Origin of the sequence: Paenibacillus sp. G2S3 (assembly GCF_030123105.1) — a bacterium.
Classification (GTDB): domain Bacteria; phylum Bacillota; class Bacilli; order Paenibacillales; family Paenibacillaceae; genus Paenibacillus_AQ.
Map to the genome: position 1 here is coordinate 1,591,341 of NZ_CP126095.1, position 15,542 is coordinate 1,606,882.

A 15,542-nucleotide genomic window follows, 5' to 3' on the forward strand; every position below is an offset into this window, starting at 1 on the left:
GAGTCATGTATATGCGTATAGGAGCGATTGAAGCTGGCGGGACGAAGTTTATATGTGGCATTGGGAATGAAAATGGGGAAATTGAAGATCAGATTAGTTTCCCAACAGAACATCCTGAGGTGACGTTGCCCAAAGTTATTCAATATTTTCAAGGCAAGCAAGTAGAAGCTATCGGAATTGGATCGTTTGGTCCGATTGATATTCACACAGACAGCCCGACGTATGGTTACGTTACAACAACACCAAAGCCAGGGTGGGGAAATTACGATATGCTGGGCACTTTGAAAAAAAACTTTTCGGTTCCCTTTGGCTGGGACACGGACGTCAATGCAGCGGCATTTGGTGAAGCCAAATGGGGCGCTGCCCAAGGGCTGTCCAGCTGTTTGTACTATACAGTTGGCACGGGTGTTGGTGTGGGAGTGTATTCGGAAGGCAAACTCATTCATGGTCTTGTGCATCCTGAAGGGGGTCATGTTCTTACGAGACGACATCCTGACGATGTATTCCCAGGGGGATGTCCCTATCATGGGGACTGCTTAGAAGGGATGGCGGCAGGTCCTGCTATTGAAGCAAGGTGGGGGAAGAAGGGCCATGAACTTCCTATGGATCACCTTGCATGGGAAATGGAAGCATTTTATATTGCACAGTCGATTACGGGTGCTATATTGCTTAACTCTCCTCAGAAAATCATTCTGGGTGGTGGTGTTATGCAGCAGTCACAATTGTTTCCACTGATCCGTCAGGCTGTGCTTCAAAACCTGAACGGCTATGTCAGCTCAAGTACTATTTTGGAACACATAGATGAGTATATCGTTCCACCAGGACTAGGCCAACAGGCGGGATTATGCGGTGCTCTGGCTCTTGGACTCACAGCACTGGAAAGTCAGATTTCTGCTCAATTGTAAAAGAATATAGAGAGGAGGTCAGTGCAGTAATGAATTGGCCTCCTTCTTGTTTTTCAATATTAATGACAGAAAAGAGGCTGAAGAAGATGAAATATAAAGGAAAAGTCGCATTATGCTTTCTTATGGCAACAGGGCTTGTTATGACTTCAGCAGGCATTTATGTAGTAAATCCCGGGACTGGATGGGCTGCGCTCGCTGATCAGGAGGTAAGCAAACAAGCTAAGGAGGGACTCGCTATTTTTGAAAGCGTAACCAAAACGAATACGAACATGACAGGTTGGCAAATAAAAGGAAAAGGTAACTTGGTGGATACTCCTGAAGGAATCTTACTGACTTCCGATCCAAAAGAAAATGTAATGGCAATCTCCGAAACGATGTCAGAGGATTTTATCTATGAAGCTGACGTCATGATTAAGGATATGGAAGCTGATGCGACCTTATTGTTCCGTTCTAATGAAGATGGCTGGGGTTCCTACATGCTCCAAATTGTTCCGAATGCAGGTATGATCCGCTTACGAGACGCAAGTGATGGTGAAGGGAAATTAAAAGAGGAGCGGAAGGTTACAGTCAAGGCAGGCGAAATCTATCATCTCAAGGTGAAAGCAGTGGGTTCATCACTGAAAGTATATTGGGACAATGCATATAAACCTGTGATTGAGGTTCAGGATAACGCGTATCGTACAGGTAAGCTAGGACTCAATGTATGGGATGGTTCTGTTTTGTTCCAAAACATAATCGTAAGCGACCTGAAAGGAAATTTGGGTGCTGTGGTTACAAATCAAGGACAATGGCAGCCTAATATCAACGGCAAAAAAGGAATGGTAGTAAACCAGAGTAAGTCACAGCAAATTTATAACAAACAAGCTGCTGATTTTGTATATGAAGGAAATATATCTCTTCGTCCTGATTCTGTTGCAGCGCTCGCCTTTCGTTCATCGGCTGATGGAACAAAGGGATATGAAGCAGCCCTTAAGAAGGAAGGAAATCAGGTTCGTGTAAGTCTGACGAAAGCTAACGGAACAACCATTGCAAGTTCACAGCAGACCTATCCAAGTCAGACAGCAGCAAAACATCACGTAGAGATAAAAGCGAAGGGAAACAGAATTCAGGTCTTTCTAGACGGATACACCCCGGCCGCGATCGATCTAACAGATAAAACCTACACCGATGGATATGCAGGTATCGTCGTTAAACAAGGAACGGCATACTTCCAGGATACTTATGTGACGGATGCTAGCAGTTATTATAATGAAAAATATCGTCCTCAATATCACTATACGCCAATTCGTGGTTCTGCAAGTGATCCGAATGGACTGGTCTACTTCGAAGGAGAATATCATCTATTCCATCAGGACGGAGGCACATGGGCACATTCTGTCAGTAAAGATATGCTGAACTGGAAGCGGCTTCCGATTGCGCTGCCGTGGAACGATCATGGACATGTCTGGTCTGGATCGGCTGTGGCAGATTTGACGAATGCATCAGGTTTGTTCGGGGATTCAGGAGGTAAGGGGCTAATTGCATATTACACTTCCTATAATCCCGATGGACCGAATGGGAATCAGCGTATCGGTCTTGCATACAGCAAGGATCAAGGTCGTACTTGGGAATATTCCAAGGCGCGTCCAGTGGTTATCGAGAATCCAGGCGATAATGGAGATGAGCCTGGAGGTTGGGATTTCCGTGATCCGAAAGTTATTCGTGATAACGACAATAACAGGTGGGTAATGGTTGTATCCGGTGGAGATCATATTCGTTTCTTTACTTCAACGAATCTACTTGATTGGACCCTGACAGATAGTTGGGGATACGGGGACTATGTTCGCGGCGGTGTATGGGAATGTCCGGATTTGCTTCAGCTTTCGGTAGACGGAACATCACAGAAAAAATGGGTTCTGATGATTAGTACAGGAGCGAATTCAAAAACAGGCGGATCAGATGCTGAATATTTTGTAGGTCATTTAACAGCGGAAGGTAAATTCGTAAATGATAATCCGGCAGGCAAAGTATTGCGAACTGATTTTGGGAAAGAATTCTACGCATCAATGTCTTTTTCTAACATGCCAGATCATCGCAGTGTAATGATGGCTTGGATGACAAACTGGGACTATCCATTTGCTTTCCCGACTACCAATTGGAAAGGCGTACTGTCAATCCCAAGGGAAGTCTCATTAGTAACGACTAAAGATGGGATTCAGCTCGCCCAAAGCCCAATCAAGGAGTTAGAATCGTTACGTAGTCAGCTGTATTCTACAGCTAATAAAGTGGTGAGTCCTTCTTCTCAGAACCTACTGAAAGGCGTTACTTCTGGTGCGTGCGAGATTGAAGCTGAAGTAGAAATTCCTGCAGGCAGTCAGGTCAATGAATTTGGCTTTAACGTTCGTGTAGGTGGAAATCAGAAAACGGTAGTTGGATATAAACCTAGTGAGAGTCAGATTTTCGTGGATCGGTCTGCATCTGGTTTGACGGATTTTTCGAGTTTATTTAATACAAGACATGAAGCGCCAATGCAAACGGAGAATAAGCGTGTTAAGATGCGTATCCTTGTAGACGAGTCTTCTCTTGAGGTTTTTGGTAACAACGGTAAAGTTGTTTTCTCTGATGTCATTTTTCCGGATCCAGCTAGCAGAGCTTTGAGCTTTTACACCAAAGGAGGCAACGTAAAAGTCGTATCTCTGAAGGTGAATCGGTTAGGCTCTGTATGGAATCAGGATTCCAATTCCGCTACCAAGATAATGATGGATACAAATGATCGGGAATTGAGCAAGGGGCAAAGCGACAAACTCTTGGCAATGGTAGAGAATGGAACAGGGAATGGTGCACAGCCGCTGAAATGGAATTCCAGTAACAAAGATGTAGTTGAACTAAACATGGCAGATAACTCACAGGCAACCATTGTAGGTAAAAAAGAAGGCGAGTCTATCATTACTGTCTCTACTCCAAATGGGAAGACATCAACAAGCGTATTAGTTAAGGTAACTGATGGTGAATTTCATACGAACTTAGGTGGATGGACTAAAGATCTTTCTGCAGCCTCTTGGGTCATTAGTGAAAATGGAATTCGTGGAAAGTACTTGAGTGACGCGAATTATATCGCAGAGAAGCAGGCTGGAGACTTTACTTATGAAGCAGATATGATGTTAGGGAAATCCGGGGGAGCAGGCTCTATGTTGTTCCGAGCCAGCGAAGATGGGCGCAGCGGATACTACTTAAATCTGGATCCGAATATGAAGTCCGTACGTCTCTTTTATAAAATCGAAGGCCGTTTTGAAGAGCGTCAAATACTGGCGAAAGTTCCGACGTTCATTCAGCCGGGTCAAACCTATAAAGTAAAAATCGAAGCGAAGGGCCCGCATATTGTAGTTTATGTGGACGGGCAGAAAGTGATCGACCTCCAGGATGGCACATTTGCAGAAGGTCGCTTTGGATTACATGTATTTGGTGGATATGTTTCATATCAGAACGTTAACGTGAGCGGAGAAACACCTGCCAACTTGACCACATCCAGTCTAGTAAATGCAAAACTACAGAAATCTCTCTATACAGCAAATCTTGCAAATGGTGAAGCTGTTACCCTGAAGGATGCGAATGATTCTACGGATCAGAAGTGGGTATTCGTGCCGACGGGGGATGATGTAGGTTCCTATTCCATTCGTACAACAGCCGGTCAGGCGCTTGATCTCGACACAGGGAAAAATAAAATTCAGTTGTACCCTTATCTCGGATATAACAATCAGCGTTGGATTCTTCACAAAAATGATGATGGTACCGTAAGTATTATTTCTGCTCATCATAAGAAAGCACTGGAAGTATCAGCGGATGGAACGACGCTGTCTCTAAGCGAGCTTGATCCTACTCTTGATCGACAAAAGTGGGTAATTACGAATTAATATGAGGAAGATAGAATTAATGGAAGTGCTGCTAATCTGGCAGCTCTTCTTTTTTTATAGTAGAAGCAAGTCGGACAGACGTGAATTTTATTAATTAAGTAAAACTATTGGTTTTGTAAAATATAGTGACTTACTGTTTTTTTGAAGCAGGAAAATATATATAAATATTGAATACAAAACAACAAAGAAGGAGGATGAAAATGTCTTACAGAGAAAATGCATTGCGTTCGTCATTAATCCTAGCTGTTCCAATCATTTTAGACAGGCATTATCATTCTATAACTATGAAAAATATCGAATCCGTCTGGTTTGTAGAGACGCATAAGGAATTGTTAGATTCATCACTCAGTACGATATTAATGAGTATGATCGAAGCATTGTTCTTGGATTCTTTTGATTTCGATCAGTACCTAACACTAGTAGAAAAAGAAGGGTTTGAGCAAGGGGTTTTTACTACAGAAATATTCGGTGATCATTTTGATATCTTACTTGAAATGAGCAAGGATTTAAACTTAACCGCTCAGAATATTATGTTTAAGATTATTGAAGAGATTGTAGATGGTTCCACGAATCGATTGCTTTTTTATAATCGTTTAATGGAATGCAACTGGACCCGGTTTACTGGCTTTGCACAAGGGTATTTGTCTAATAAAAATCAACAGATTGACCATTTACATGAACAAAAAATTGCTGTTATGGGACAAATGGCAGCAGGTATGGCGCATGAAATACGGAATCCGCTTGCTTCTATTAAAGGATTTGCTCAGCTAGTGAATAACAGGCTATATGAACCGGAGATCAAGGCGGATGAATTGCGTGCTTATCTGGATATAACCATCAATGAGATTGATGCGCTGAATGGATTAGTAACGGACTTCCTAGTATTGGCTCGAAAAGGTGATAGTACGAAGAATAACGGCGTAATATTTAACGTTATTGAGGTTATACATAGAGTTAATAACATTGTAAATCAACTCATACTTAGTGATGATATTATTCTTTCCGTGGAGTATTCTCAAGAAGAAGTACTAACGTATGGAAGTGCCTCCCAGCTAGAGCAGGTAATCCTGAATATCTTGAAAAATAGTATTGATTCATTCACAGCGTTTAGAGGCCGAATAGATATTACAGTTACAACCGATGCGGAGACTAACGAAATTATACTTATTTTTAAAGACGATGGAGAGGGGATTCCGCACGATAAATTAAAACGAATATTTGACCCTTTCTTTACAACCAAGCAAAAAGGGACAGGAATTGGATTATCGATTTGTAAACAATTAATAGAATTGTACGGGGGGCAAATTAAAGTGGATTCAGAAGTTCAGGTAGGGACTAGCGTGATGGTTTTTCTGCCTTGGGTAATTGATTATAATATAAACTGATGATCAACCGAGTAAATCCTCCGACAATGTTCAACGATTATATTCTGAAGAGTAAATACAGCAAAAGAAACAAGCCTGGCACAGAAGCTCATCAGGCTTGAGTATGATATTTCATGCTGGAACGGCTATAAGCAGTATCGCTGCTTCCGAAGCATCGCGTTACATAGAGGACAGCACAGCCATCTTTACTTGTCACTAAGCTGTATCCTTTTTTCTTTTACAAACTTCCCCAGAACGCTAAAGTCCTCGGTAACCCTTTTAAAGGGTAAAGATTCCAGTGCCTTATCCCGGTAATCCTTTTTCGCAGCAGCGGACAGACGGGAATCAAGTATGCTGAGTACACCAAGGTCAGTCTCACTACGGATCAGTCGCCCGGTTCCTTGTCTTAACCGAAGCAGCATGTCCGGTACAAAAACGTCATTTAAGGGATCCTTCGCCAAAGATGCCTTATATTCATAGACAGGATCGGAAGGAACAGGGAAGGGCAGACGGAAAATAATTAACTGCGACAAATCAGAACCTTCGATATTTACGCCTTCCCAGAATACACCAGTACTAAGAAGGACACCTTTACTGCCACGGAATTCAGCGATCACCCCATCTTGAGATGATCCTTCTCTTTGAACATGCACCGCCCATGCAAGCTTCTCGGATGTTAACTTATTATGAATGTACTTCATATCTTCCTTCGCTGAAAAAAGAACCAATGTCCGCCCGTCCGTTAAATTGCAGAGCCTCAGCATTTCCTTGTATGCCGCTTCAAGATAACCTACCTTATTCTGATGGTTGTAGTAAGGGATGTCCTTGGCAATATACATCATGGTGTGGTTGTCATAATCAAACGGCGAAGCCTGGCGCTCCATATAATCTCCCTTGTAACCGAGGGATTGCGTCAGATATGCATATTGCTCCTCTAGTGTTTCTCCGCTTTGGCACATGGTTGCTGACGTTAAAATAACAGATGTCTTTCCGTTAAATAAGCTAAATCTTAGGAACTGGCTTATACCTTTAGGACAGATACTAATAGTGGCCTCACGCTTGGCATTGCTTCCCCAGATCAGGTAGTTATCCTGGACTCCGGCGAGCACATCAAAGAGATCTATAAGTCCGTTCATAGCTTCAAAAAGATTATCGATCTCTCGCTCATGCTTGGAAGTTAAGACGGATAAGCTGAGACTAAACTCTTTCAAAACCTGAGCCCCCCGCTTTAACGGAATCCCTGTGATCTCCGGCACTTTTATCCGGTCATTATCCTGCTTGGCAGTTTGCAGCAAATCCGCCTCTACCTGTTTGAAAATATGACCCACACATCTTTTTAAAAATTTAAATTGCGGCATAAGGCCGTTATCTGCGGATTGCTTGAAGAGAATCTGTAAGGTGTCATCTAGAATACGGCAGGTTCCCCGATATGTAAACTCGAGCGTTCTAGCATCTCTAACCTTTGCTTCCAGATTATGAGCTTCATCAATTACGATCAGAGCTGGCCTCTCAGTGATTAATCCCTTCGTTCCTTCTTTCTTCTTGATCAAATCACGGATGAGCAGGTCCTGGTTGACGATAATAAAATCCATGTCGCTGGCGTCGGTGTTAATCTTCGCTCTCATCTCGTAAAAAGAACATGTACTTTTATAATGGCATCGTTCAAATTTACAATCATTCACACAGACATTAGACCATACTGCATCACTAACCCCACCCTTAATATCTGCTCTCTCATCAATGTCATAATCCACAATACGCTGGGCAAGGGCAGACAGAGGAGAACTTAAATCATCAGGGTGTAACAGGTCTACTGCCCTGTACCGGCAAGCATACTGTCCCATGCCTTTTCCGACTACGGAGCGAACCGATGTAAATCCGAGCCGGCTTCCGATGAATCTCAGATCTTTATGTATCTGTTCTGAAAGTTGTATGGAGGAGGTTGCAATAATGATCGGTTGCCTTGAGACCTGGTTAATAAGCAGGCTGGGAATAAGGTAAGCAAAAGACTTACCGATGCCGACTCCAGCTTCAATCATCGCATTTTGACCATTAATATAAGCATCAGCGATATCCAGAGACATATCTTGCTGGCCGATCCGCTCTTTAAGTCCAATCCTGGGGAATCTATCATACATCCGAAAGATGGCATTGACTAAAGAGGGCTCGATGTCCTTTTTTAGCTCCCGCTTCTGTAATTTATATAGATCACTTAACCAGCTAATAACGACCGCCCCTTTTCATTATCAATTTTCTTCCAGTCCCAGTTTTTTGGGTGAGGTTGTAATTATCGTAGATGAAGCGCTAACAGTCAAGTGTCAGAATATAAAATAATGTCTTAATGGTTTCTTTATTTGGCCAAGTTTTATCTGTTAACAGTACAGTGTTTAGAAAGCGACTTGTCAGCGGATGAGTTGTGTTTTGTTTAAATAAGTAGTTTTATAACTCACAAACGCACCAGCCCATGTGAATTCAGGCCAAGAGCATATTGTCCAACTCTGTCGTCTGTCAGGCATGAAGATGAAAACTAGATGACATTAAGGTACAATCATACTTAAGATGAATACCTGATGAATTGATCCATATGTTTATCCAACAGGGGGGCTTATGAGAATAGCAAACGCCAACTTAATGAAGGAAATCAACCTTAACAACGTGCGTCAAGTGATGAAACGTGTAACAACTGCCACCAAACCCCAGCTGGCATCACTGACCAAACTGAGCGTCGTAACAGTAAACTCATTAGTCAAGGAGCTGCACGAGTTAGGTGAGCTGTTTGAAGATTTGACTGTGCCATCAAACGGCGGTAGACCTGCACAAACTTATCGCTACAATTACAACTTCAGCCTCGCGCTGGTCATGTACCTGAAGGAAAAAGAGGGGCAGGTGCTGATTTCCGCCACCGTCGTGAATCTGGAGAACGAGATTCTGGCGAAGGATGAACATATTATTCCAGTCTTTGAAAGACAATTTATCTATGATATTATTGGAAATTCTGTGGCCTTGTATCCTTCCATAAAGGTAATTGGCTTAGGCATTCCGGGACAGGCTGTTAACGGCGAGATTAAAGTCAGTAGCCACCATGAGCTGACTGGCTCACGGATGATTCAGGAGATCGAGCATCAATTTGGGCTGCCTATTTTGGTTGAGAATGATGTTAATGCAGCTGTCAGCGGATATTGTATGAAGCAGGGGGAAGATGAGAAGCAGTACTTGCTTGGTCTCTACTTTCCGACTAGGTACCCGCCTGGTATGGGAATCTATCTGAATGGAAAGATTCTCAAAGGCAATCAGGGTATGTCAGGGGAGATAAAATTCCTTCCAGATATGCCCGACTGGAGTCTCGAGATGGTCAAGGACACATTCATCGATACGATCTGCCGAATCATCCAAACCGTGAATGCCGTCCTTGCTCCGGACAAAATTGTAATCTATCAGGACAAGGTGGAAACAGAGATCTGGACACCTGCCTGGGAAGCTTATCAACTTCAGCATCCTATGCCAATTTATCCACAGATCGTTTTTCAAAATACATTTCAAGAAGATTTCGAGGCCGGCTTGCGCTGGCTGACACTAAAGTCATTGGAGCCCGATTTGCCCGAGCTCCGTTGAGGGGTTGTCCCATAAGCCGTGAAATGGCTGCTTGGGACAACCCTCTTTTTTTTTGAGCAGGATGAATGTGGCCATTAATCAACTGCTTGACAAAGGAATATATATACCACATACTTATTATGTAGTCTTTATAAAGTATATTTATTAAGTATGTGGATGATTTCTTTTCTCGTACATCGAAACTTTGTATCAAGAGGGGGGAGCATGCTTGTCTACCTGGTTTTTGATTATTATTTATCTGGCTTTTATCAGTCTCGGACTTCCTGACTCTTTACTTGGCACGGCATGGCCTGTTATCTGGCCCGAGATTGGTTCATCTTTTGGCTCGGCGGGTATCGTGTCCATGATCATTGCTGGAGGGACCATTGTGTCTAGTCTGTTCAGCAAGAGGATAGTTGAGCTTCTGGGTACGGGGAGAATCACATTATTCAGTTGTTTCCTTACCGCGGCAGCGTTGCTCGGATTTTCCATTGCTCCATCGATGTTCTGGTTCATAGTTATGGCCATTCCACTTGGTCTTGGGGCAGGAGCGGTGGATGCGGCATTGAATCACTATGTGGCCGAAAACTACAAGGCTCACCATATGAGCTGGCTGCACTGCTTCTGGGGTGTGGGGGCAACGATGGGACCGATGATCATGGCTGTCAATCTTGTAAACCCTCAGTCATGGAGGAGCGGTTATGCAACTGTTGCGATCATTCAGTTCCTACTTGTGATCATTCTTCTTGTGACGCTCCCCCTATGGAAACGGGTGGCTACAACGCAGGAGAAACTGCATTCGAAGGATATGGAGCGGGTAGAAAATCTCCATGGTGAAGCTGCAGCGACAACGAAGCTTCATACTAGCGTACTTCGGTTAAGAGGTGTGAGACCATCTCTTCTTACTTTCCTGCTGTATTGCGGGATAGAAACGATTGTTGGACTGTGGGGTGCTAGTTACCTGGTCAGTACAAGAGAGATCACTGCTGATACGGCTGCTAGTTGGATTGCCTTGTATTACGCTGGCATCACAGTTGGTAGGTTAACAACAGGATTCATCGCTTTAAAGGTTCATAACCGCCTACTTATCCGTTACGGTCAACTGGTAACTATTGCAGGTGGTGTAATTCTTTTATTACCGCTGCATTCGTCCTTATCGCTGCTCGGATTCCTCTTAATCGGTTTAGGTCTCGCTCCCATCTATCCGGGTCTTCTACATGAAACACCTGCTCGATTTGGCAGAGAGAATTCAGCCCAATTGATGGGCTATCAAATGGCTGTAGCATACACGGGAACAACACTAATTCCACCGTTATTCGGATTTATTGCCGTACGTACAAGTATTGATCTGTTCCCCTTTGTCGTTTTTGCACTACTGTCATTGATGTTTCTGAGTGCAGAGACAGTAAATAGACTTCTGGGCGAACCCATGCAAGGGAGGGGATAAAGAGATGGTTTATATCGTTTTATGCGCAATCGTCTGGGCCGCAGCGTATTTTAACCTAGCCGCATCGAAGGAATCGATGGATGTGAAGCCTATCCGTTCCGTGAATGATCTGTTTGAGTAATTAAGGTGAAATGTAAAAAAGACATCTCGATGTGGAGTCCGTTCGGTTGGACAAGATCATAGAGCGTTTGTGTGTGCAAGTGATGCATCTTGGTAGCTATGTTAATGACCCGAAAAGCTAAAGAAGGTTCTGCGATTTAAGGTGGAAAGAGAGATATATAAATTGATGATCATGTCAGTTAATCCTCCGACAATATTCAACGGATTTGAAAATCTCGACGAAATTTAGAAGATAATAAGATGAGATGTACAAATGAGCATTTAAAAAGCGACTTGCCCACAGGGGGAGTTGCTTTTTTGTTAAGTCAGAGTATGGTCCGAGAATAATAAAATGAATATAGAAGGTTTATTTTTTACTCAGTCGGATGAACTGCCTTAAGCTATAAAGTATATATAGACTGGATCACAATGATATTCCATGTGCGTAAGATCACTAAGCGTTTATTGGATACGTTTATACTCAATATATCAATTAAATTTGAAATATAAATTCCATAAGAATTTGGAGGCTACGGGCATGGATCATTTTACTTTTACAGATATGAAAAAAATAAAGAGGGGAAATTTGGGTGATGCTGTACCCTTAGAGCTTTTCAGAACGATTAGACTTATTGGATTATATCAAGCGTTACCCATGAATGGTAAGGGCACAACATTGACCATAGGAAGAAAAATTGGGGAAGAGTTTGGCGTTACCTCGGTGAAGGAACTATTCGGGCTATTCGAACAATTGAAGATAGGGATCCCTATAATAACCCATGAAGATGACAAGGGGATGTCGATTACAGTACACGATTGTTTCTGCGAAGGGTTACCTATTATGGAAGGGAAAATGGTATGTGACTTGGAGGGGGCCATTATCGAAGGAGCACTTACCAAAATACGTGGGAAACGAGTTTCCGTCCGGGAAGTGAAATGTAATGTTCATGGGGATGAATGTTGTGAATACATAGTCAAATATTAAAAATTCACCTGATATTTCGATCATAATACGGATGCTTTAATCAGATCTGTAAACGACAGAAGAACAGCGATCCTCCATTCTTGGAGAATCGCTGTTTTGTCTTTTTGTTCAATTGTGTTTAGGAAGCTGATTTAGGAGTAAACGCTCTACGAATAACCTTCGTCAATTCCATTAGGATGACGGCGCCGAGTGCCAGACCACTTGCAATCAGCCAATCGGACATTCCGAACGAAGCCGGAATCGAGAAGATTTCTCTAACCCCTGGCAGAACCGCAATGCCGTAAAAGGCAAAGCAGACCAGAACGGCTCCGATGACGTATTTGTTGCTGAGAAAGCCAGCTTCAATAGCTGTTTGACTGTTCGAGCGAGCGGCAAAGGTCTGAAGCGTACGAGACAGAATCAGGGTTGTGAATGCCATGGCCACGCCCATATCAGGGGAATGCTGAAGTCCGATATACAGGGATATAATTACGGCTATACCTATAAGTAGACCACGGGTAATAATAGCCTGCATCATTCCTCCGGCAAATATACCTTCCTTCAGTTCTCTTGGATTTCTGCTCATCACATTTGGTTCAGGTTTCTCCATACCAAGAGCAATGGCTGGGAGAGAATCATTCGCCAGATTGATGAATAGAAGCTGAATCGCCGTGAAGGGATTAATCCAGTCGAAAATCAGGGCAAAGAGGATGGCGATAATCGCACCCAGGTTGCCTGAAAATAAATAGGCGATCGCTTTTTTGATATTGTCGAATACCGTTCTGCCCACAGATACAGCATTAACAATAGATACAAAATTATCATCCGTCAAAATCATGGCTGCCGCATCTTTAGCAACGTCAGTTCCACTACCCATGGCAACACCAATATCTGCTTGCTTCAATGCAGGCGCGTCATTTACACCATCACCGGTCATGGCTGTAATTTTGCCTTTTCGCTGCCATGCACGGACAATTCTGATCTTGTTCTCCGGGGAGACTCGGGCGTACACACCAATCTGCTCCAGCTTATTATCCAGTTCTTCGTCGGACATGGCATCGAGCTCTTGACCGGTTACGGCAATTTCTTTTTCGGTCATAAGGCCGATATCGCGTCCAATCGCTTGTGCGGTTGTCTTATGATCACCAGTAATCATGATGGTCCGAATTCCAGCCTTCTTAGATTCTGCAATCGCACCGTAGACAGCTTCCCGAGGGGGATCAATCATAGCTGTCAAGCCTACGAGCACCAGGTTTTGTTCATCCTCAAGGCCCACTTCAGTGACTGTATTTGGTACGGTTTTATAAGCATAGGCAAGTACACGTAATGCTCTGCTGGAGAATTCCTCATTGGCTTCAATGAAACGATCAAGATCTTCCGGTGTCATCGGCACTTCTTGTCCACTTAGTAGTACATGCGTACAAAGACCAAAGAGTACATCTGGTCCGCCTTTGGTGATCATTGCTTTTTGTCCGTTAAAAGTGTGCAAGGTCGTCATCAGCTTGCGATCCGAGTCAAAAGGAAGTTCAGCTTCACGAGGGAAATTGTCGCGTATTTCCTTGTAATCTTTATTCATGCTGTTACTGAAGGCAATAAGTGCCACCTCAGTTGGATCGCCTAATTCTTTACCATCCTCATTAATGTTAGAGTCGTTACAAAGCACGGCAATGTGTAGGAGGCGCCGGGCTTCCTCGGACCATTCTTCGGGTTTTTGATTGAATTGATCACGATCACCTTCCGGTAAAAAGTAATCTACTACCGTCATTTTATTCTGGGTCAGGGTACCGGTTTTGTCCGTACAGATGACACTGGTTGATCCAAGTGCTTCGACGGCCGGTAGCTTACGAATAATCGCATGTTGCTTAGCCATCTTGTTCGTACCTACGGATAAGACAATCGTTACAATCGAGGATAGCGCTTCAGGAATAGCGGCGACTGCTACAGCGACTGCAAACATTAGCGCATTCAGGATGGCTTCCGTCGTATCTACTGTATCATTCGACAGCCAGACACGTCCGGCCTGTATGGCAAAGATCAAAACGGAGAGCACGATAATCGCAACGCCCAGCTGCTTACTAAAGGTTTCGAGCTTACGCTGTAGTGGCGTCTGCTTGGCTTCGGCGCTCTCAATGAGCTCAGCAATTTTGCCGATTTCGGTTGTCAGTGCAGTTCCTGTTACTACAAGAGTTCCACGGCCATATACAACCAAGGAACCGCTAAATGCCATATTACGGCGGTCTCCGAGTGGAGATTCCTTCGCAATGGTATCCGTATGCTTTTCAACAGCTTCGGATTCTCCGGTCAGCATGCCTTCATTGATCTTCAAGCTTCCCGATTCTATGATACGGCCGTCGGCGGGTACAAAATCTCCGGCTTCCAGTAATACGATATCACCGCGAACAAGCTCTCTAGCAGGAACAGTTTTCAAGGCTCCATCCCGCAACACTTTGGCCTCAGGTGCCGACATCTGCTGCAGGGCATCGAGTGAACTCTCCGCTTTACGCGTTTGGATGACACTTATAACTGCATTGAGAATCAACACGAGGAAAATGATAAGCGACTCCATAACTTGACCCATAACAATCTGAACAATGGCCGCAATAAGCAGTACAACCACCATAGGGTCCTTGAAATTTTCAAGAAAAAGCTTCCAGATGGGATCTTTTTTCTTTCCTTTTAATTCATTGTAACCATCACGTTCCAGTCGTTTGTCGACTTCTGCCGACGTAAGCCCGTTAGTTGTACTCTGCACTTCCTGTAAACTGTCTGTTACATTTTTGCGGTAATACTCCACTAATGATAGCTCCTCTCCGCTGTGCTGTGTCTTTTTTTTAGGTCTCATAAGCTTCGATTTACTGCATAAGTGCACATAACTGCGTGTTCTAACACAAGTATGGTATATCAGTTCGTCAAATCAGTAGACTTCAGGACCTATCTTCAAACTTACGATTCAACTTGGCGCAAGTTTCAAAACAACGAGCTTAGTATGCGCATATCTAAAAAAAGATCATTCATAATCGTCCATATTGTGAAATCTTTTTAATGAATAATCTGTGATCTTCTATGAAGAGGTCTTTTTACATGAGAGAACAGAGGGGATTCTTTGATCATGCGTGTGTTTTCCTATGATTATGGGGGGTAACACCTTTAGTATTAGTATAGTTGTCAATTGTATCGGAGTTGTAAAATGGTGTAAGCACATATGTAAGCGGTTACAAATGGAGGTGAATCTGTAAGGAAAAAGCCGGCTATGTTTAAAGGGCTGGTTCTAGAAAATTTAGG

Annotated in this window: 8 protein-coding genes; 6 read left to right on the forward strand and 2 right to left on the reverse strand. The window is 43.4% G+C overall.

Going from position 1 to position 15,542, the window contains the following annotated elements; all coding sequences use genetic code 11:
- The first annotated feature begins 11 nt into the window (after positions 1 to 11).
- The 3 genes from QNH28_RS07100 (at position 12) to QNH28_RS07110 (ending at position 6,180) form a co-directional block, all read left to right on the forward strand.
- Positions 12 to 905 carry an ROK family protein gene (locus QNH28_RS07100; RefSeq protein ID WP_283910756.1) on the forward strand — a complete coding sequence of 298 codons (894 nt, stop codon included), beginning with the start codon at positions 12 to 14 and terminating at the stop codon, positions 903 to 905.
- A gap of 86 nt (positions 906 to 991) precedes the next feature.
- Positions 992 to 4,795 carry a GH32 C-terminal domain-containing protein gene (locus QNH28_RS07105; RefSeq protein ID WP_283910757.1) on the forward strand — a complete coding sequence of 1,268 codons (3,804 nt, stop codon included), beginning with the start codon at positions 992 to 994 and terminating at the stop codon, positions 4,793 to 4,795.
- Between the two features lie 200 nt (positions 4,796 to 4,995).
- Positions 4,996 to 6,180: a sensor histidine kinase gene (locus tag QNH28_RS07110; RefSeq protein WP_283910758.1), complete on the forward strand. Its 1,185-nt coding sequence runs from the start codon at positions 4,996 to 4,998 to the stop codon at positions 6,178 to 6,180.
- Between the two features lie 185 nt (positions 6,181 to 6,365).
- Here QNH28_RS07110 and QNH28_RS07115 read toward each other — a convergent pair whose 3' ends face one another.
- Entirely contained in the window at positions 6,366 to 8,297 is a 1,932-nt protein-coding gene (locus QNH28_RS07115) for an ATP-dependent DNA helicase (protein WP_283910759.1), read from the reverse strand.
- A 469-nt stretch (positions 8,298 to 8,766) separates the two neighbouring features.
- On the opposite strand from QNH28_RS07115, the gene QNH28_RS07120 reads away from it, so the two are divergent.
- From QNH28_RS07120 to QNH28_RS07130, 3 genes are all read left to right on the forward strand, one after another.
- Positions 8,767 to 9,771 (forward strand): ROK family protein, encoded by a 1,005-nt coding sequence (locus QNH28_RS07120; RefSeq protein ID WP_283910760.1) that lies wholly within the window; start codon positions 8,767 to 8,769, stop codon positions 9,769 to 9,771.
- A gap of 208 nt (positions 9,772 to 9,979) precedes the next feature.
- The gene (locus QNH28_RS07125) at positions 9,980 to 11,197 is read left to right on the forward strand and encodes an MFS transporter (protein WP_283910761.1); all 1,218 of its coding nucleotides are present in this window, start codon (positions 9,980 to 9,982) and stop codon (positions 11,195 to 11,197) included.
- A 637-nt stretch (positions 11,198 to 11,834) separates the two neighbouring features.
- Positions 11,835 to 12,281 carry a V4R domain-containing protein gene (locus QNH28_RS07130; protein WP_283910762.1) on the forward strand — a complete coding sequence of 149 codons (447 nt, stop codon included), beginning with the start codon at positions 11,835 to 11,837 and terminating at the stop codon, positions 12,279 to 12,281.
- 118 nt (positions 12,282 to 12,399) lie between these two features.
- Here the strand turns inward: QNH28_RS07130 and QNH28_RS07135 are convergent, their stop codons facing one another.
- Positions 12,400 to 15,054 carry a cation-translocating P-type ATPase gene (locus tag QNH28_RS07135; protein WP_283912076.1) on the reverse strand — a complete coding sequence of 885 codons (2,655 nt, stop codon included), beginning with the start codon at positions 15,052 to 15,054 and terminating at the stop codon, positions 12,400 to 12,402.
- Between the last annotated feature and the right edge of the window lie 488 nt (positions 15,055 to 15,542).